General features: G+C 75.4%; 14 protein-coding genes. 3 read left to right on the top strand and 11 right to left on the bottom strand.

Going from position 1 to position 17,531, the window contains the following annotated elements; translation table 11 throughout:
* Positions 1-474: 474 nt before the first annotated feature.
* Positions 475-4,725 carry an ABC transporter ATP-binding protein gene (locus tag RVR_RS33745; protein ID WP_202237709.1) on the top strand — a complete coding sequence of 1,417 codons (4,251 nt, stop codon included), beginning with the start codon at positions 475-477 and terminating at the stop codon, positions 4,723-4,725.
* A gap of 48 nt (positions 4,726-4,773) precedes the next feature.
* Here RVR_RS33745 and RVR_RS33750 read toward each other — a convergent pair whose 3' ends face one another.
* From RVR_RS33750 to ku, 7 genes are all read right to left on the bottom strand, one after another.
* Complete coding sequence (locus RVR_RS33750; protein WP_202237710.1) at positions 4,774-6,120, bottom strand: NtaA/DmoA family FMN-dependent monooxygenase; 1,347 nt, start codon at positions 6,118-6,120, stop codon at positions 4,774-4,776.
* 111 nt (positions 6,121-6,231) lie between these two features.
* Positions 6,232-6,345 (bottom strand): putative leader peptide, encoded by a 114-nt coding sequence (locus RVR_RS39005; protein ID WP_346731494.1) that lies wholly within the window; start codon positions 6,343-6,345, stop codon positions 6,232-6,234.
* A 289-nt stretch (positions 6,346-6,634) separates the two neighbouring features.
* On the bottom strand, positions 6,635-7,468 hold the full coding sequence (locus RVR_RS33755) for a GNAT family N-acetyltransferase (protein ID WP_202237711.1): 834 nt from the start codon (positions 7,466-7,468) through the stop codon (positions 6,635-6,637).
* Between the two features lie 175 nt (positions 7,469-7,643).
* The gene (locus RVR_RS33760; protein ID WP_202237712.1) at positions 7,644-8,660 is read right to left on the bottom strand and encodes a transporter substrate-binding domain-containing protein; all 1,017 of its coding nucleotides are present in this window, start codon (positions 8,658-8,660) and stop codon (positions 7,644-7,646) included.
* A 175-nt stretch (positions 8,661-8,835) separates the two neighbouring features.
* A complete protein-coding gene (locus RVR_RS33765) occupies positions 8,836-9,642 on the bottom strand; it encodes an amino acid ABC transporter ATP-binding protein (RefSeq protein ID WP_202237713.1) in 807 nt (268 codons plus the stop codon).
* On the bottom strand, positions 9,639-10,649 hold the full coding sequence (locus RVR_RS33770; protein ID WP_202237714.1) for an amino acid ABC transporter permease: 1,011 nt from the start codon (positions 10,647-10,649) through the stop codon (positions 9,639-9,641). Before RVR_RS33770 ends, RVR_RS33765 begins: the two co-directional genes overlap by 4 nt.
* Positions 10,650-11,292: 643 nt before the next feature.
* Positions 11,293-12,285 carry a non-homologous end joining protein Ku gene (gene ku, locus RVR_RS33775; protein ID WP_202237715.1) on the bottom strand — a complete coding sequence of 331 codons (993 nt, stop codon included), beginning with the start codon at positions 12,283-12,285 and terminating at the stop codon, positions 11,293-11,295.
* Positions 12,286-12,323: 38 nt separating this feature from the next.
* On the opposite strand from ku, the gene ligD reads away from it, so the two are divergent.
* Positions 12,324-13,211 carry a non-homologous end-joining DNA ligase gene (gene ligD, locus RVR_RS33780; RefSeq protein WP_202237716.1) on the top strand — a complete coding sequence of 296 codons (888 nt, stop codon included), beginning with the start codon at positions 12,324-12,326 and terminating at the stop codon, positions 13,209-13,211.
* Positions 13,212-13,232: 21 nt separating this feature from the next.
* On the opposite strand, the gene RVR_RS33785 is transcribed toward ligD, so the two are convergent.
* The 3 genes from RVR_RS33785 to RVR_RS33795 form a co-directional block, all read right to left on the bottom strand.
* A complete protein-coding gene (locus RVR_RS33785) occupies positions 13,233-13,919 on the bottom strand; it encodes a DinB family protein (protein ID WP_237405129.1) in 687 nt (228 codons plus the stop codon).
* Between the two features lie 116 nt (positions 13,920-14,035).
* Positions 14,036-14,581: a GNAT family N-acetyltransferase gene (locus tag RVR_RS33790; RefSeq protein WP_202237717.1), complete on the bottom strand. Its 546-nt coding sequence runs from the start codon at positions 14,579-14,581 to the stop codon at positions 14,036-14,038.
* A gap of 97 nt (positions 14,582-14,678) precedes the next feature.
* Positions 14,679-15,512 carry a helix-turn-helix domain-containing protein gene (locus RVR_RS33795; RefSeq protein ID WP_202237718.1) on the bottom strand — a complete coding sequence of 278 codons (834 nt, stop codon included), beginning with the start codon at positions 15,510-15,512 and terminating at the stop codon, positions 14,679-14,681.
* Positions 15,513-15,628: 116 nt separating this feature from the next.
* On the opposite strand from RVR_RS33795, the gene RVR_RS33800 reads away from it, so the two are divergent.
* Positions 15,629-16,795, top strand: coding sequence for an aldo/keto reductase (locus RVR_RS33800; protein WP_202237719.1), 1,167 nt, complete (start codon positions 15,629-15,631; stop codon positions 16,793-16,795).
* 170 nt (positions 16,796-16,965) lie between these two features.
* On the opposite strand, the gene RVR_RS33805 is transcribed toward RVR_RS33800, so the two are convergent.
* Positions 16,966-17,406: a DUF779 domain-containing protein gene (locus RVR_RS33805; RefSeq protein WP_202237720.1), complete on the bottom strand. Its 441-nt coding sequence runs from the start codon at positions 17,404-17,406 to the stop codon at positions 16,966-16,968.
* Between the last annotated feature and the right edge of the window lie 125 nt (positions 17,407-17,531).

Consider the following 17,531-nt stretch of genomic DNA (forward strand, 5'->3'; position numbering starts at 1 on the left):
GGGGACGGACCGGGCCCCGCGAGCACTTCACCGGATCGACGCGCTCAAAGGTTGGGGATACATGATGTGCCGGGCCCGGGGGCACGTGTCCAGCCGGACATGACCGCCCACGGGCTGGCCGGCCGCGGCGCCTTCGGGACCGCGGCCGCCACGGCGGCGGGACCGGTCGCGGGACCGGTCCGGCCGGCGCCCGTACCCGCATCCGCTTCCGTGACCGAGGAGACGAAGTCCGATGAGCAGCAGGGCCGATCGCAAGCCCCCGTACGCCGACTCCCACCCCGTGCCCTCCGGGCGCCGCGCGGCCGCGCCGCGCCGGCCGGAGGCCCCTGAGACGGGCAGCGCCGCGCGGGAACACTGCAGGCGCGTCGCGGGATTCGCCGAACCTGCCGAAGCGGCCGACCCGGCCGAACCCGCCGAACACCGTCCGTCGGCGTCCCGAACTCCCGCGTCCCGCAGGGTGATCGCGGGCGCCCTGTGACGGGCGGAACCGAGCAGCCCCGCGGCACCGGTCCGGTCGGCCGTACCGAGGACGCTGGCACCGCCGCTGCGACCGGTGGCGGTACGGCGGGGTCCGCCCGCGGAACCGAGCGCGGCACGGAGCGGCCCCGCGCCACTGATGCGGCCGGCCGGGTCGGCCGTACGGCAGGAGGCGGCGGCACCGAGGAACCCGACAGCGCGGCGCGGCCCGCCACGGGGTGGGTGCGCCGGCTCGGCGCGTACTGCCTGCGGCACCGCCGGGACGCCCTGATGGCCTTCGGCGGTGCCATCGCCGCCGCGATAGCCACGGCGACGCTCCCGCTCGTGCTGCGGCACGTCGTGGACCACGTCGCCTCGGGCCGTACCGGGTCCCTCACCGTGTGGACGGCGGTGCTCGCCGGGCTGGGCGCCGTCCGCTTCGCCGGCGGCTTCACCCGCCGCTACACCGCCGGCCGGCTGTCGCTGGGCGTCCAGTACGACCTGCGCAACGACGCGTTCGCGGCGCTGCTGCGGCTCGGCGGCGCCCAGCAGGACGGCCTGCGCACCGGCCAGATCGTCAGCCGCTCCATCTCCGACATCACCCTGATCCAGACGCTGCTGCAGTTCCTGCCGAACATGACGGGCAACGCCCTGATGTTCGCGGTCTCGCTGGTCTTCATGGCGTGGCTGTCCCCGCTGCTGACCCTGGTCGCGGTCGTCGTCGGCCCGCTTCTGTGGCTGATCGCGCTGCGCAGCCGCCGCGACCTGTTCCCCGCCAACTGGCACGCCCAGCAGGAGGCCGCCGAGGTCGCCTCCGGCGTGGAGGCGACCGTCACCGGGGTGCGGGTGGTCAAGGGGTTCGGGCAGGAGGAGCGCGAACTGGTCGGGCTGGAGGGGCGCGCCCGCCGGCTGTTCGCGTCCCGGCTGCGGGTGGTCCGCTACAACAGCCGCTACAACCCGGCCCTGCAAGCGGTGCCCGCGCTCGGCCAGGTCGCGGTGCTCGCCTTCGGCGGCTACCTCGCGCTGCACGGCCGGATCTCGCTGGGCACGTTCCTGGCGTTCACCAGCTACCTCGGCTCGTTCGTGACCCCGGTCCGCCAGGTGGCCACGCTGCTGACCGTGTGGCAGCAGGCCAGGGCCGGCACCGAACGCGTCCTGGAGGTCATCGACGAGGCCCCGGTGATCACCGACGCGCCCGATGCCCGCGAACTGCCCGACGAGCCGCCCGCGCTGTCCTGGCAGGACGTCACCTTCGGCTACGGCGAGGGCCGGCCGCTGCTGGACGGCTTCAGCCTCGACATCGCGCCGGGCGAGACGGTCGCCCTGATCGGGCCGGCCGGCTCCGGCAAGTCCACCGCGGCGGCGCTGCTGCCGCGCTTCTACGACGTCCCCTCCGGCACGGTCCGCGTCGGCGGCACCGACGTGCGGGAGCTGACCCTGGACTCGCTGCGCGGCCGGATCGGCTTCGTCTTCGAGGAGAGCCTGCTGCTGTCCGACACGGTGCGCAACAACATCGCCTACGGCGAGCCCGGCGCGAGCCAGGAGCGGGTCAGGGCGGCCGCCCGGGTCGCGCGCGCCGACGAGTTCGTCGAACGGCTTCCGCAGGGCTACGACACGGTCGTCGGCGAGCAGGGGCTGACGCTGTCCGGAGGGCAGCGGCAGCGCGTCGCGCTCGCCCGGGCGCTGCTGTGCGACCCGGCGGTGCTCGTGCTCGACGACGCGACCTCCGCGATCGACGCCCGCGTCGAGTCGGAGATCCACGCGGCCCTGCACGAGGCGGTGCGCCGCCCCACCACGCTGATCATCGCGCACCGCCGCTCCACCCTGGAACTCGCCGACCGGATCGCGCTGCTGGACGGCGGCCGGGTGGTGGACACCGGCACGATGGACGAACTGCGGTCCCGCTCGGCGCTGTTCCGGTCCCTGCTGTCGGCCGTCGACGTCCCCGAGCCGGAGGCGGACCACCGGCCGGGGTCGGCGGGCGATGCCGTGGCCGCCGCGGGAGCGGCGGGCCCGGGCGAGCCTGCGGGTGCCGTGGCCCTCTCCGCCGCGAGCGACGAGGACCCTGACCCGGCGGCCACCGTCGCCGCGTCCGCGTCCGCGTCCGGTTCCGGGTCCGCGGCCGCCGCGAGCGCCGCGGCCGGCGCCACCGGGGCGCGTGGCACCGCGCCGGACCGGGCCGGGGCCCTCGACGGCGCCGGGACACGGGCGCCGACCCCCGCCCGCGACGGCGGCCCGGCCCGTGACGCCGCGGCCCCCGCCGTCACCGCGGACCTGTGGCGGCGCCCCGACGGCGAGGACGACCCGGCCGTCGGCGAGGTCGCCGCACTCCGCGCCGCGCAGGCGATGTCGCTCTCCTCGGCGACCGCCGGACGCGGCCGCGGCCCGGGCGGGGGCGTGCTCGGCGGGGCCCCGCCCACCCCCGAACTCCTCGCCGGACTGGCGAAGATGCCGCTGCGCGACGCCGACCCCGACGTGCCCGCGGACCGTACCCGCGCGGCCGACCCGCACTTCGGGCTGCGCCCGCTGGTGCGGCCGTTCCGGCTGGCGCTGCTGCTGGGCCTCGCCCTGGTCGCCCTCGACGCGCTCGCCCAGATCATCGTGCCGGTGCTGGTGCGCAGGGGCGTGGACGACGGGGTGGCGCACCACTCGGGACGGGTGCTGCTGGAGGCGGCGGCCGCCGCCGCGGTGGTCGTCCTCGCGGACTGGCTGATCGGGGTCGGTCAGATCCGCACCACCGGCCGTACCGGCGAACGCCTGCTCTACACGCTGCGGGTCAAGACGTTCGCCCAGCTCCAGCGGCTCGGCCTGGACTACTACGAGCGCGAGCTGGGCGGCCGGATCATGACCCGGATGACCACCGACGTGGACGCGCTGTCCACCTTCCTCCAGACCGGTCTGATCACCGCGGTGGTCAGCCTGCTCACGGTGTTCGGCGTGCTCGTCACCCTGCTCGTCATCGACGCCGGGCTGGCGGTGGTGCTGCTCGGCGCGCTGCCGCTGCTGGTCGTCGGCACCGCGGTCTTCCGCCACCACTCGGTGCCCGCCTACCACGAGGCGCGCGAGCGGGTCAGCGCCGTCAACGCCGCCCTCCAGGAGAACGTCACCGCGATCCGCGTCACCCAGGCGTTCCGCCGGGAGCGCCGCAATGCCGAGGACTTCGCCGGGCTCGCCTGGTCCTTCCGCGACTCGCGGCTGCGGGCCCAGCGCTACATGGCGACGTTCTTCCCGTTCGTGGAGTTCCTGGGCACCCTGTCCACCGCCTCGGTGCTCGCGGTCGGCGCCGGGCAGGTCCGCTCCGGCGCTCTCACCGCCGGCACCCTGATCGCCTTCCTGCTCTACGTCGACCTGTTCTTCTCGCCGATCCAGCAGTTCTCGCAGGTCTTCGACGGCTACCAGCAGGCGGTCGTCGGGCTCAGCAGGCTGCGCACCCTCATGCGCACCCCCACCGGCACGCCGGTCCCCGAACATCCGCGCGAGGTACGCCGGTTGAAGGGAGAGGTGGTCTTCGACGACGTGTCCTTCGGGTACGAGGGCGGCGGTGGGCAGGAGGTGCTGCACGCCGTCCGCCTGCGGATCGCGCCCGGCGAGACGGTCGCGCTGGTCGGCGCGACCGGCGCGGGCAAGTCCACCGTCATGAAGCTGATCGCCCGGTTCTACGACCCCACCTCCGGCGCGGTCCGGGTCGACGGCCACGACCTGCGCGGACTGGACCTGGCCGGGTACCGCAGCCGGCTCGGCGTGGTGCCGCAGGAGGCCCACCTGTTCAGCGGCACCGTGCGCGACGCGATCGCCTACGGCCGGCCCGGCGCGACCGACGCGGAGGTGGAGGCCGCGGCCCGCGCGGTCGGCGCCCACGAGATGGTGGCGACGCTCGAAGCCGGGTACCTCCAGCCGGTCGGCGAGCGCGGCCGCAACCTGTCGGCCGGGCAGCGCCAGCTCCTCGCGCTGGCGCGGGCCCAACTCGTGGACCCGGACGTGCTGCTGCTGGACGAGGCCACCGCGTCGCTCGACCTCGCCACCGAGAGCAGGGTGGCGGCGGCCACCGACGCGCTGACCCGCCGGCGCACCACGCTCGTGGTGGCGCACCGGCTCACCACCGCCGCCCGGGCCGACCGGGTGGTGGTGCTGGACCACGGCACGGTCGTGGAGACCGGCACGCACGCGTCGCTGCTCGCCGCGGGCGGGGTGTACCGGAAGCTGTGGGACGCCTTCCGGCAGCAGGGCGCCGCGGCCACCGTCGACCAGTTGGCGGCCGGAGGCGCCTGAGCCCGGGCGCCGGGGCCCCTCCGCCCCCGGCGCCCGCCCGCGCGGGCGTCAGGGGCGCGGCGGGAGCCCGAGGTGGTCGCGCAGGGTGGTGCCCGCGTACTCGGTGCGGAAGACCCCGCGCTCCTGGAGGAGCGGCACCACCGTGTCGGCGAAGGCGTCGAGGCCGCCGGGGGTGACGTGGGGCACCAGGATGAACCCGTCGCTGGCGTCGGCCTGGACGTACGCGTCGATGGCGTCGGCCACGGTGGCGGGGGAGCCGATGAAGGTCTGCCGTGCGCTGGTCCTGATCACCAGGTCGCGGATCGACAGGTGCTCGGCGGCGGCCAGCTCTCGGTACTCGCGGGCGACGGCCAGCGGGTCGCGGACCATCCGCACGCTGGCCCGGCCGCGCGCGAGGGTGTGCTCGCCCGGGTCCGGGTCCACGTCCGGCAGCGGGCCCTCCGGGTCGTACGCCGACAGGTCGCGGTTCCAGACCTGTTCGAGCAGCTTGATCGCGGTCTGGCCGCTGACCTGGGCCCGGCGGACCTCCCGGGCGGCGTCCTGGGCCTCGTCGTCGGTGTCGCCGAGGACGAAGGTCGCTGCGGGCAGGATCAGCAGTTCCTCCGGGGCGCGGCCGTAGCGGGCCAGCCGCCCCTTCACGTCGCGGTAGAACGCCTGGCCGGCCGCCAGTTCCGCGTGCCGGCTGAAGATCGCGTCGGCCGAGCGGGCCGCGAACTCCCGGCCGTCGTCCGAGTCGCCGGCCTGGAAGACCACCGGGCGGCCCTGCGGGCTGCGCGGCACGTTGAAGCGGCCCTCGATGGCGAAGTGCTCGTCCTCGTGCCGGAAGGCGCCGGCGCCCGGGCCGGTGAGGAAGCGGCCGGTCGACCGGTCGGCCGCGACCTCGTCGCCGCGCCAGGAGTCGAACAGCTCCTGGGCGGTGCGCAGGAACTGCTCGGCCCGGGTGTAGCGGTCGCCCTGTTCCAGGAAGCCGCCGCGGCGGAAGTTCTCGCCGGTGAAGGCGTCCCAGGAGGTGACCACGTTCCATGCCGCGCGGCCGGCCGACAGGTGGTCGAGGGACGCGAACTGCCGTGCCACCTCGTAGGGTTCGTTGAAGGTGGAGTTGATGGTGCCGGCCAGGCCGATCCGGTCGGTGACGGCGGCGAGCGCGGCGAGCACGGTGAAGGTGTCGGGGCGGCCCACCACGTCCAGGTCGTAGATGCGGCCGCCCTGCTCGCGCAGCCGCAGTCCCTCGGCGAGGAACAGGAAGTCGAACCTGGCGCGTTCGGCGGTGCGGGCGAAGCGGGCGAAGGAGTCGAACGCGATGTGGCTGCCGGCCTCGGGGTCGCTCCACACGGTGGTGTTGTTGACGCCCGGGAAGTGGGCGGCGAGGTGGATCTGCTTCTGCTGCGTGCTCATGGGTGTCCGGTCCTCCGGCTGGGGCGGGTCAGGGTGACGGCGCGGCAGGCCGCCCGGGGCGGGGCGCGCGGGGGCCTCTCCCCGGCGCCGCCGCGCGGCGCGGCGGGGCGGTCAGCGGCGACAGAGCGCGCCGGCCACCCGCAGCAGGTCGATGTGCCGGCGCCCGTGCAGGTGGACCACCCGGCCGCGGCGCGGCAGCGAACGCGCCGCGGCCCGGAGCGTCATGGCGGGCCCCGCCCTACACGCCGGACCCGGGGACGAGCCCGCCCCGGGCGCGGCCGTCCCCGACCACGGCGCCGACGGCCTCGTCACCGGACCCCGCGGGGCGGCCGGGCGCGGGTGCGCCGACCGGACGGAGCCCGCCGCGGCACCCTCGGCCGACCGGGGCGACCCGGGCCGCCCGGCCCGCGAACGGCGGCCGGCCTGGACCGGGCACCGGTCGCGGCGGACCGGTGGCGGACCCGGCCCGCGGGACGGCGAGCGCGGTGCGAGCGTGGGCCTCGGGCATGGCCGCTCACCTCACGTCGAGAGGGGAGGCGGGCGGGGGCACGGGCAGCGGCCCGGGGGCGGGCGCGGACACGGCGTCCGGCGCCGGCGCGGCCTGGTCGGGCACCCGGACCTGGCGGAAGAAGGTGGTGCGGCGGAGGGTGAAGCCGATCGACTCGTACAGCCGGATGGCGGAGGTGTTCGCGGCGGCGGCGTGCAGGAACGGCGTGTCGCCGCGGGCACCGATCCCGGCGGCGACGTGGCGGACCAGGCGGGTCGCCAGGCCGTGCCCGCGGTGGTCGGGGTCGGTGCACACCGCGCTGATCTCGGTCCAGCCCGGCGGGTGCAGCCGCTCCCCGGCCATGGCCACCAGCGCTCCCGCGCGGCGGATGCCGTGGTAGGCGCCCATCTCGACGGTGCGGGGCAGGAAGGGGCCCGGCTGGGTCCGCGCCACCAGGTCCAGCATCTCGGGGACGTCGGCGGGGCCGAGCGGCACCGCCTCGGGGTCGGGCTCGCCGCGCAGCGTGGTCGCCACGAGCTGCACGCCCGCGATCGCCTCGCCCGCGACCCACCCGGCGGGCGGCTCGGCGAGCCCGGCGATGGTGAAGGAGTTGCCCGGCCCGACCAGCTCGGCGAGGTCGGCCCACGCGCGCGGGTCGGCGGGGTCCGCGACCGCGACGAACGGCGACACGTCGCGGAGGTAGCGGCCCGCCCGGCCGACGAACTCCGCCAGGTGCCGGTGCTCGCCGCTCATCGAGGCCCAGGCGGCGTTGTCCAGGACGTGGGCGCCGGGCGTCCTTGCCGGGTCCTGCGGGAGGGGCGCGTACGAGGGCGGTGGCGTGGTCCGAGGGCTGGTCGACATGGGCGCCGTGACTCTCCGTTCCGGATGTGCGGTGTGCGGTGTGCGGCGCCCGGGGGCGCCTGCGGGTGCTCCTGAGGGACAACGCCGGCCCGGCCCGCGGAAAATCCCGCGGGACCGGGCCGATCCGGCGGCCCGGCCCGACTCCGGCCGGAGCCGGGCCGGGGTCGGGGCGCCGTCAGGAGTTGCTCAGCGGCAGGCCGGGCGGGTTGATCCGCGCGCTCGGCACCGCCTCGTCGCTGAGGTTCCACGCGGCCAGCCACTTCGCGTACTGGCCGTTCCTGATCAGGTAGTTGATGGCGTCCGACAGCGGCTTGACCAGGCCGTCGTCCTTCTTGGTGGTGGCGCAGATCAGGCCCTGGAGGCTCGCCCCGGCGCCGGAGTAGGTGCCCGCGCTGCGGGTGGCCTGCGGGCTGCCCGCGGTCTTGGCGACGTGGTAGGCGACGCTGGGGTTGGGCGCGAAGTAGGCGTCGATGCGGCGCGAGTCGAGTGCCAGGTAGGTGCTGTTCGCCTCCTGGTAGTACTTGATGGTGAGCTTCTTGCCCTCCGCCTTGAGCTTGCTCTGCCACTCCAGCAGGATCTTCTCCTGGTTGGTGCCGGAGGCGACCGCCACCGTCTTGCCCGCGAGCTGGTTGAAGTCGCCGGTGAAGTTCCAGGCGTCGTCCTTGCGGACCTCGAAGCCGACGTTGTCCTGCCGGTAGCTGGCGAAGTCGTACTTCTCCTTGCGCTGCTCGGTGTCGGTGATGTTGGAGAAGCCGACGTCGGTCTTGCCGCTGTCGATGCCGATGAACAGGTTGTCCCAGGTGGCGTCGGTGAGCACCGGCTTGAGCCCGAAGACCGCCGCGACCAGTCGGCCGAGGTCGGGCTCCGACCCGGTCAGGGTCTTCTGGTCGGTGCCGGTGTAGCCGATCGGCGGGGAGCCCGAGGGCAGGAAGCCCAGGCCCACCACCAGTTCCTTGCTGTCCAGGACGGACTTGGGCAGCTCGGCGCGGATCGAGGCCACCTCGGGCACCTTCAGGGTGGTCTGCTTCGCCGCGCCGTTGGACAGCGCGCCGACCGTCACGGTGCCCTTGGCGTCCGCCGTGGCGGGGGCGCCGGAGCCCGAGCCGTCGTCGCTGCCGCAGGCGGCCAGGCCCAGCAGGAGGGATGTCGCGGCGACGGCGCTCAGGGCGAGTCTGGAAGCGGTACGGGGCATGGCGGCCTTCCTTGGCGGGTGCGGCGGGGAACTGCGGGGGACACGGACACGGGGACCCGGGAACGGCGGGGCCCGGAAGCGAGGGACACGGAAACGGTGGGGACCCGGGAACGGCGGTGGCGGCGACCGGGGTGCGGTGGGACGCGGGGCGGCGGCCCGGAGCCGGGCGGCCGCCTCACAGGACGCGGCTGAGGAACTCCCGGGTCCGGGGATGGCGCGGGGCCGACAGCACGTCCGCGGGCGGCCCCTGTTCCAGGACCCGGCCGCCGTCGAGGAAGACCACGCTGTCGGCGACCTCCCGGGCGAAGCCGACCTCGTGGGTCACCACGATCAGCGTGGTGCCGCCGGTGGCCAGGTCCTTGATCACTGACAGCACCTCGCCCACCAGTTCGGGGTCGAGCGCCGAGGTGGGCTCGTCGAAGAGGATCACGCCGGGCTCCAGCGCGAGCGCCCGCGCGATGGCCACCCGCTGCTGCTGCCCGCCGGACAACTGCCGCGGATACGCCTCGGCCCGGTCGCCGAGCCCGACCCGCGCGAGCAGTTCCCGCGCCGCCTCGCGCGCCTGCGCCCGGCTCCTGCGGCCGGTCGCCGCGGGCGCGGCGGCCACGTTCTCCAGCGCGGTGAGGTGCGGGAAGAGGTTGAAGTTCTGGAAGACGAAGCCGATCCGGCCGCGCTGCGCGAGGATCGCCCGCTCGCCCAGCTCCTTGAACCGCCCGCGGTGCCGGCGCACCCCGACCGGCTCGCCGCCGACCTCGACGTGCCCGGCGTCCAGCTTCTCCAGGTGGTTGATCGTCCGCAGCAGCGTGGACTTGCCGGAGCCGGACGGCCCGAGGATCACCGTCACCTCGCCGGCCGGCACGGTCAGGTCCACCCCGGCCAGCACCTGCTGCGCGCCGAACCGCTTGTACGCGCCCCGGACGGTGACCGCGACCGGCCGCGCCGCGCGTTCCCGCGTCCCGCCCGCCTTCGCCGCCGCGCTCATCGGGCCGCTCCCGTCGCGAGCCGGGCCCGGGCCCGGAGGTCGAGGAACCCGGAGCGCAGCCGTTGCAGCGGTGTCGGCGGCAGGGTCCGCAGCGCGCCGCGGGAGAAGTACCGCTCCACGTAGAACTGCGCGACCGACACCACGCTGGTCAGCACCACGTACCAGACCGTCGCCACCAGCAGCAGCGGCACGATGTCGCCGGGGTAGGTGCTGCCCAGCGTCTCGACGCGGCCGAAGACGTCCAGCAGGGAGACGTAGAAGACCAGCGACGTGCTCTTCACCAGGCCGATGAGCTGGTTGACGTAGGCCGGCACGATGGCGCGCAGCGCCTGCGGGAAGATGATCCGGGTGAACTGGTAGTGCCGGGGCAGCCCGAGCGCGGCCGCCGCCTCGTGCTGGCCCTGGTCCACCGACAGCAGCCCGCCGCGCACCACCTCGGCGGCGTACGCGGCCTCGTTGAGGCTGATCCCGACCACCGCGACCACCATGCTGGTGGCGGCCCTGGACTCGTCGAAGTCGACGAAGTGCGGGCCGAACGGCACACCGAGGCTCAACGTGGCGTACAGCGCCTGGAAGTTGGCGAGGAACAGCAGCACCACGATCAGCGGGATCGAGCGGAACAGCCAGACGTACACCCAGCTGACGATCCGCAGCACCGGGCTGCGCGACATCCGGGCGAGGGCGAGCACCACGCCGGCGAGCAGCCCGAACACCGCGCTCCACGCGGTGACCTGGAGCGTGACGCCGAGCCCGTGCAGGATGACCGGCCGCAGGAACCAGTAGCGGAACCTGCCCCACTGGAAGAACGGGTTGGTGGCCAGGCCGTGGGCGATCTGCGCGACGACCACCAGCACCGCCGCGGTCAGCACCCACCGCAGCGGGTGGCGCAGCGGCACCACCCGCTGTTCGTCGGCGCGGTCCGGCGCGAGGCCGGCGCCCTCGCGGTCGGGGGGTGGCGGGGGAGGCCCGTCGTCGGTGGGGGCGGCGGCGCGGGGCAGGTCGGTCATCTGGCGACTCCGGCGCGGGGAGGACGGCCGCACCGCGGCCCGCGTCCCGTACGGGGCGGCGCGCGGCGGCAGGCGGCGGTGGAGGGAAGGGGGAAGACTGGGGTGGGCGAACGCGACTCGCGCACACGGTCGTTCGTGCGCGCCGGGGCTGCGACGGGTGGTGCGGGGTGCGGGGTGCGTGCCGACGTGCGGTTCGTGCCTCGACGGGCGGGCGGCCCGGGGGTGTTCAGCCGCGACAGAGTGCGCTGCTGACGCGCAGCAGGTCGATGTGCCGGGCCAGGACCGCACGGTGCGGGCGGTGGCAGCGCCGCTGCTCCGTGCCGTGCGCCGTGTCCATCCCGCCCACCTTCGCCGCCCGTTGCCACGGGCCTCGCGTCACTGCTCGACGGCCGGGCGGAAGCGCCCTGACCCGGGCGTCAACGTAGGCAGCGCCGTTACACGTGTCAATGCGGGGCGCGCCGGTACGCCCCCGTGTGTACGGGTTTCGGCGGACGGGTTTCACGCGCCGTTCGCAATCCGCGGGACCGCGCCGCGACCGGGTGGTCGGGCGGAGCGGCGGTGGCCCGCCCGAGGCGGTCGGTGCCAGGCGCACCGACCGGCGCGACCGGCACGACCGGCACGGGCGACCCTGGCGGGAAGCGGGTCAGCTCGCCTTCCGCCCGGAGGACGCCGTCTTGCGCGACGCCGTCTTCTTGGCGGCGCCCGACGTGGAGCCGGCCGCCTTGGACGTGCCGGCCCCGGAACCGTCGGACTTGGCCGCGGCCTTCTTCGTCCCCGCCCGCTTGCCCGACGCCGCCTTCCTGGCCCCGCCGGACCTCCCGCCGGAGCCGGAGCCGGACCTTCCGCCGGAGCCGGCCCGCCCGCCCGACGGCTTCGCCTGCTCCACCGACGCCCGCAGCGCCGCCATCAGGTCCACCACGTTTCCGCCGCCGGCCTCCTCGCCGACCGTCGGCGGCTCCGCCCCCTCCAGCTTCGCGGTCACCAGTGCCTCGACCGCCTGGGCGTACTCGTCGTGGTACGCGGTGAGGTCCGCCTCGCCCAGCGCCTCGATCAGGGTGTCGGCGAGCTTCAGCTCGGAGTCGCTGATCTTGACGCTGCCCTTCGGCGCCGCCTCCGCGGGGTTGCCCAACTCGTCCGGCCAGCGCAGCGTCTGGAGCAGGAGCACGTCGTCGCGCGGCATGACCAGGGCCAGGTGCTCGGAGTTGCGCATCGCGAACTTGCCGACCGCGGCCTTCCCCGACCGTTCCAGCGCCTCGCGCATCAGGACGTAGGGCCGGTTCGCGCCGGCCGAGGCGGGGGCGAGGAAGTAGGGGGTGTCGAGTTGCATCGAGTCCACCGACGCCAGGTCCACGAAACCGCTCACCTCGATGGTCTTCGCGGTGGGCAGCGGCAACGACCGGAGGTCGGAGTCGGTGACCTGCACGAGCTGGTCGTCCGGCGTCTCGTAGGCGCGGCCGATGTCCGAGGCGGTCAGCACCTCCTCGTCCAGCTCGCAGGTCTTCTGGTAGCGGACCCGGCCCTGGTCGGCCAGGTGGATCTGCCGGAAGCCGACCTTGTGGCTGGAGACGGCGGAGCCGAGCTTCACCGGTATCGACACCAGACCGAACGCGAGGTTGCCCGACCAGACGCTGCGCATGGCGTGTCCTTTGTGTCAGGTTATGGGATGTTTATCGTATGCCGATCACCGAGGTCGAGGGCCGCCGGCTCAGGCTCAGCCACCTCGACCGGGTGCTCTGGCCGGAGACGGGCACCACCAAGGCGGAGCTGCTGGAGTACTACGCCACCGTCGCCGGGGCCCTGCTGCCGCACACCACCGGCCGGCTGGCCAGCTTCGTCCGCACCCCCGACGGCGTGGACGGCCAGCGGTTCTTCCAGAAACGCCCGCCCGCCGGTACGCCCGGGTGGGTGACCACCACCGAGCGGGTGCGCAGTGGCGGCGAGCTGATGGACCAGGTCGAGGTGAACGACCTCGCCACCCTCGTCTGGGCCGGCAACCTCGCCTGCGTGGAGATCCACACCCCGCAGTGGCGCGCGGCGGACCCGGACACCGCCGACCGGCTGGTCCTCGACCTCGACCCGGGACCGGACCGCACGGTCGTGGACTGCTGCCGGGTCGCCCTCGACCTGCGCGAACGGCTCGCCGCCGACGGCATCACCGCCCTGGCCAAGACCAGCGGCTCGAAGGGGCTGCACCTGCTGGCCGCGCTGCGCGGCGCCACGCCCGACCAGGCGCGGGCGTACGCCAGGACCGTCGCCCGCGAGCTGGAGGCGGCGCACCCGGACCGGGTGGTCTCCCGCATGGCCAAGGCGGACCGGGCCGGGCGGGTCTTCATCGACTGGTCGCAGAACTCGGCGAGCAAGACCACCGCCGTGCCCTACACAGTGCGCGCCCGCGCCCGGCCCACCGTCTCCGCGCCGCTGACCTGGGACGAGGTGGCCGCCGCCGACACGCCGGAGCACCTCGCCTTCACGATCGGCGAGGTGCCGGAGCGGCTGGAGGAGATCGGCGACCCGCTCGCCGCGCTGCTCGCACCGGGCGGTGCGGGCGCGCTGCCGGGCTGAGGCGCCTCCGGCGCGCGGGGGTCAGGGGCGCGGAGCGCCCTGCCAGCGCCACTTCTCCAACCGGTCCCGGCCGGGCAGCGCGGCGCGGCCGGTCGACCACAGGAGGGCGGGCCACGGCTCGGCGTCCGCGGGGGCGTCCGGGAACAGCCGGTGCAGCGTCCGCGCGCACAGGCCGGCCGGCGGCCGCCACGGCAGGCCGAACGCGGCCGCCACGTCGTGGGTGTGCACCAGCGTCTCCACCACGCCCATCGCCCCGAACCCCTCCGGGTCGGAGGCGCCGAACACGTGGTGCGCGCGCACCTCCGGCGCGGTGGTACGCACCATCGCCACCAGCAGCGCGCCGCACGCCTCCAGCGCCTGGAGCAGCCCGGCCGGGCCCTCCGCGCGCGCCACGAACACCATGCCGGTCGGCCCGTCCGGCCGCTCCTTCCGCCAGGAGACCGGCACATGGGTCGTCAACGGCGGTGTCCCCGGGCCGAGTTGGAGTGCATACGCGAACAGGTCGTCGGCCAGGTGCTCCACGGTCTCCCAGCATGACCAGGTCAGGTCGCCGGCCGGCCGCTCCCAGCCGTCGGCCGGCACCTCGTCGAGCGCACGCACCGCCAGCCGTACGGCCAGCGCCACGTCGTCGGCGGTGACCGCTCCGACCGGTCCGGGGGCGGCGGGGGACGGGAGGCGCGAGGCCCGCGCCCGGGGTGAGGGATCCACGCCCGGCACCGTATGCCGCGCCGGGCGCAACGGCCAACCGGATTCCGCCGAGGCGCCCGACCGGTGCGGGTGGGCCGCGCCGCCGTGCGGGTTCGGGTCAGGTGGGCGGGTGCGGGTCAGGCAGGCGGCGCGGGCGGGGTCCAGACCGCGAACCACTGCTCGGCGCCGTACTCCTCGAACCGCCCCGCCTCGGCGAACCCCAGCTTCGTCGCGACCCGCACCGAGCGGTCGTTGGCGGTCCGGGTGGTGAGGACCACCGGCTCACCGGGGCGGGTGGCGGCGAACCAGCCGAGCACGGCCCGGCACGCCTCCGAGGCGTAGCCGCGGCCCCAGGACCGGGGCAGGAACAGGTAGCCGAGTTCGGCCTCGCCGCCGTCCGGCCGGACATGGCCGGGACGCTGCGCGTCACGCGGGTCCAGCGTGATCATGCCGATCATCGCGCCGTCGAGTTCCGCCACGAAGACCCCCGGACGCTGCCCGGGCACCTCCGGCATCCCGCGTTCCAGCTCCTCGCGCGGCCGCGCGCCGCCGACGTGGACGCCCACCTCCGGAGAGGAGAACAGTTCGACGAACGCCGGCCGGTCCCGCGCCTGCGAGGCGCGCAGCACGAGGCGGTCGGTGCTCAGCGGCGCCGGCGGCCAGGAGGCGGGGTCCACGGTCATGGGGGGAACCTATCCGGTCCCCCCTGCGGGCGCGGCCCCACGGCCCGCCGGGGAAGCGCTTTTCGGCCGGCCGGCCGGGAGCCCGCGGGCCGGCCGGTCATCCCGCGCACAGCCGGTCCAGCGCCGCCCGGCTCCCGGCGTCCGCCGCGCGGAAGATCAGCAGCCTCTGGCCGGGGTCCTGGAGCGGCGCGAGCACCTCGAAGTCCACGGCGATCGTGCCGGCGTCCGGATGCCGGAGCACCTTGCGCCCCCGCCCGCTGACCTCGATGTCCCGCTCGTCCCACAGCCGTGCGAACTGCTCGTCGGCGGCGAGGAACCCGTCGATGAGGCCGGTGAGCGCCCGGTCCTGCGGGTGCGCGGCCCAAGCCGAGCGCAGGTGCGCGACCCCCTCCCGCACGACGCGCTCCCGGTCGACGTACAGCTCGCGGACCTCCGGGTGCAGCAGGCACAGCCACATCGCGTTGCGCCGCTCCGGGGGCAGGGTGCCGAAGTCCACCAGCAGCCGGGCCATCTCGTGGTTCCAGGCCAGGATGTCGAAGCGGTGGTTCACCAGCATGACCGGCAGCGGCGACAGGTCGGCGACCAGCCCGGACAGCGGCGCCGCCGCGGACGTCGCGGGTGTCCCGGCCTCGCGGGGACGCTGCCGCGCCAGGTCGAAGAGGTAGGCGCGCTCGGCGGCGGGCAGGCGCAGCGCCCTGGCCAGGGCCTCCACCACGTCGGACGACGGCCGCAGTCCGCGGCCCTGCTCCAGCCGCACCACGTAGTCGACGCTGACCCCCGCCAGTTCGGCGACCTCCTCGCGGCGCAGCCCCGGGGTGCGCCGGGCCTGCCGGCGCGCGGGCAGGTCGAAGTCGCCCGGGTCCAGCCGCTCGCGGCGGGCCCGCAGGAAGGCGGCCAGCTCCCGCGCTGTGTCCACGCTCTCGGTCGTCATGCCCGGTGCAACACCCAGGGTGGTACCGGCCTTCCCAGGAAGCGCCCTCCCTTACCCCTCTCCCGCGGCGGCCACAGGCTGGGTCCCGTAACGCACCACGAGCACAGGAGGACACGATGCCGCTCACCCTCGACACCTACCGGCTGCTGGGCCGCTCCGGGCTGCGGGTCTCCCCGCTGGCGCTGGGGGCGGCGACCTTCGGCACCGAATGGGGCTGGGGCGCCGGCAAGGAGGAGGCCCGCGCGCTGTTCGACCACTACGTCGAGCGGGGCGGCAACTTCGTCGACACCGCCAACACCTACACTGACGGCAGCTCCGAGCGCCTCCTCGGCGAGTTCGCCCACGGCCGGCGCGAGAGCCTGGTGCTGGCGACGAAGTACACGACGCTGCGCCGGCCGGGAGACCCCAACTCCGGCGGCGGCCACCGCAAGAGCCTGTTCGCGTCGGTGGAGGCGAGCCTGCGCCGGCTGCGCACGGACTACCTCGACCTGCTCCACCTGCACGTGTGGGACCCCGCGACGCCGGTCGAGGAGATCCTGCGCGGCCTGGACGACCTGGTCCGGCAGGGCAAGATCCTGTACGCGGGGATCAGCAACTCCCCGGCGTGGCAGGTGTCGCGCCTCCAGGCGATCGCCGACCTGCGCGGCTGGACGCCGCTGGTCGCCCTCCAGATCGAGTACAACCTGATCGAGCGGACGGGCGAACGCGACCTGATCCCGATGGCACGGGAGATGGGGCTGGGGGTGCTCCCGTACTCCCCGCTGGCCGGCGGCCTGCTCACGGGCAAGTACAGCCGCGCCGACCTGGCCGGCGCCCCGGCCGGCCGGCCCGCGGGGGACGCAGCGGGCGCCGGCAGGTCAGCCGCCGACGGCGGCGGCGCCGACGGAGCCGGCGCGGGAGGCGGCGCGGCCACGACGGAACCCGCGCCCGGTGACGGCACCCGCAGGAACTTCAACCTCGCCCTGGGCACGCTGACCGAGCGGAACCTGTCGGTGGCCGACGCCGTGCGGGAGGTGGCCGCGGAACTCGGCCGCACGCCCGCCCAGGTCGGGCTCGCCTGGACGCTGCGGAACCCGGCCGTGACGGCGCCGGTGGTCGGCGCCCGCACCCCCGCCCAGCTCGCGGACAACCTGGGCGCCCTGGACGTGGACTTCCACCCCTCGCAGCTTGCCCGCCTGGACGCCGCGAGCGCGTTCGACCTCGGCTACCCGCACGCGATGCTCGCCAGCGAGCACATCCGCAAGGTCACCGCGGGCGACCTGAAGACCGAGGCCCGCCGCTGAGAACCGCTGGGCCTGTCCGGCGGATCCTGCCGGGCTCACGGCGTCCGGCACCGCACCTCCCTGCGGTGTCGAACCACCCCCTTACGACCCGGTACGAGGGTGTTCCTCCGCCTTGCGACGCACGGCACCGGACGCCGCGAGCCCGACCGGCACGATCCGCCGGACAGGCCCTAGCCGGCGGTGTCCGCGCCGGTGAGCGGGGCGGGGGCCGCGTCGAGCCGGGCCAGCTCGTCCTCGGTGAGCAGCCGGGAGCGCAGCAGGAACCGGACGCCCTCCGGCGCCTCCACGGAGAAGCCGCTGCCGCGTCCCGCGACCACGTCGACCGTGAGGTGCGTGTGGCGCCAGTACGCGAACTGGCTCGCGCTCATCCAGAACGGCACGTCGTCCCCGACCCTGCCGAGCAGCACGTCGGCGGCGCCCACCCGGAACTCCCCGCGCGGGTAGCACATCGGGGAACTGCCGTCGCAGCAGCCGCCGGACTGGTGGAACATCAGCGGGCCGTGCCGGTCGGCGAGCCGTTCGAGCAACTCCTCGGCGGCCGGGGTCAGTTCGACCCGCCGGACACCGCCGGCGGGTCCGGCCGGCTCGCTCGGGTGCACCGGGGAAGTCATCACAGCCCTCCGTTCCTGGCGGACGGCGGGCGGGCACGCGGTCGCCGACCGCGCCCGGACCGCCGTGGGCCGCGGCGGTGCGGCCCGCAGCATCGAGGCTACTGCCGGAACCCCGCCGCCGAACC

Source organism: Streptomyces sp. SN-593 (assembly GCF_016756395.1).
GTDB lineage: Bacteria > Actinomycetota > Actinomycetes > Streptomycetales > Streptomycetaceae > Actinacidiphila > Actinacidiphila reveromycinica.

Coding starts and splice junctions, on each gene's coding strand:
- ku (WP_202237715.1), bottom strand. CDS start 12,285: ATGCGCAGCGTCTGGTCGGGCAACCTCGCGTTCGGTCTGGTGTCGATA.
- RVR_RS33760 (WP_202237712.1), bottom strand. CDS start 8,660: ATGCCCCGTACCGCTTCCAGACTCGCCCTGAGCGCCGTCGCCGCGACA.
- RVR_RS33795 (WP_202237718.1), bottom strand. CDS start 15,512: ATGACGACCGAGAGCGTGGACACAGCGCGGGAGCTGGCCGCCTTCCTG.
- RVR_RS33805 (WP_202237720.1), bottom strand. CDS start 17,406: ATGACTTCCCCGGTGCACCCGAGCGAGCCGGCCGGACCCGCCGGCGGT.
- RVR_RS39005 (WP_346731494.1), bottom strand. CDS start 6,345: ATGACGCTCCGGGCCGCGGCGCGTTCGCTGCCGCGCCGCGGCCGGGTG.
- RVR_RS33755 (WP_202237711.1), bottom strand. CDS start 7,468: ATGTCGACCAGCCCTCGGACCACGCCACCGCCCTCGTACGCGCCCCTC.
- RVR_RS33800 (WP_202237719.1), top strand. CDS start 15,629: ATGCCGCTCACCCTCGACACCTACCGGCTGCTGGGCCGCTCCGGGCTG.
- ligD (WP_202237716.1), top strand. CDS start 12,324: ATGCCGATCACCGAGGTCGAGGGCCGCCGGCTCAGGCTCAGCCACCTC.
- RVR_RS33765 (WP_202237713.1), bottom strand. CDS start 9,642: ATGAGCGCGGCGGCGAAGGCGGGCGGGACGCGGGAACGCGCGGCGCGG.
- RVR_RS33750 (WP_202237710.1), bottom strand. CDS start 6,120: ATGAGCACGCAGCAGAAGCAGATCCACCTCGCCGCCCACTTCCCGGGC.
- RVR_RS33790 (WP_202237717.1), bottom strand. CDS start 14,581: ATGACCGTGGACCCCGCCTCCTGGCCGCCGGCGCCGCTGAGCACCGAC.
- RVR_RS33770 (WP_202237714.1), bottom strand. CDS start 10,649: ATGACCGACCTGCCCCGCGCCGCCGCCCCCACCGACGACGGGCCTCCC.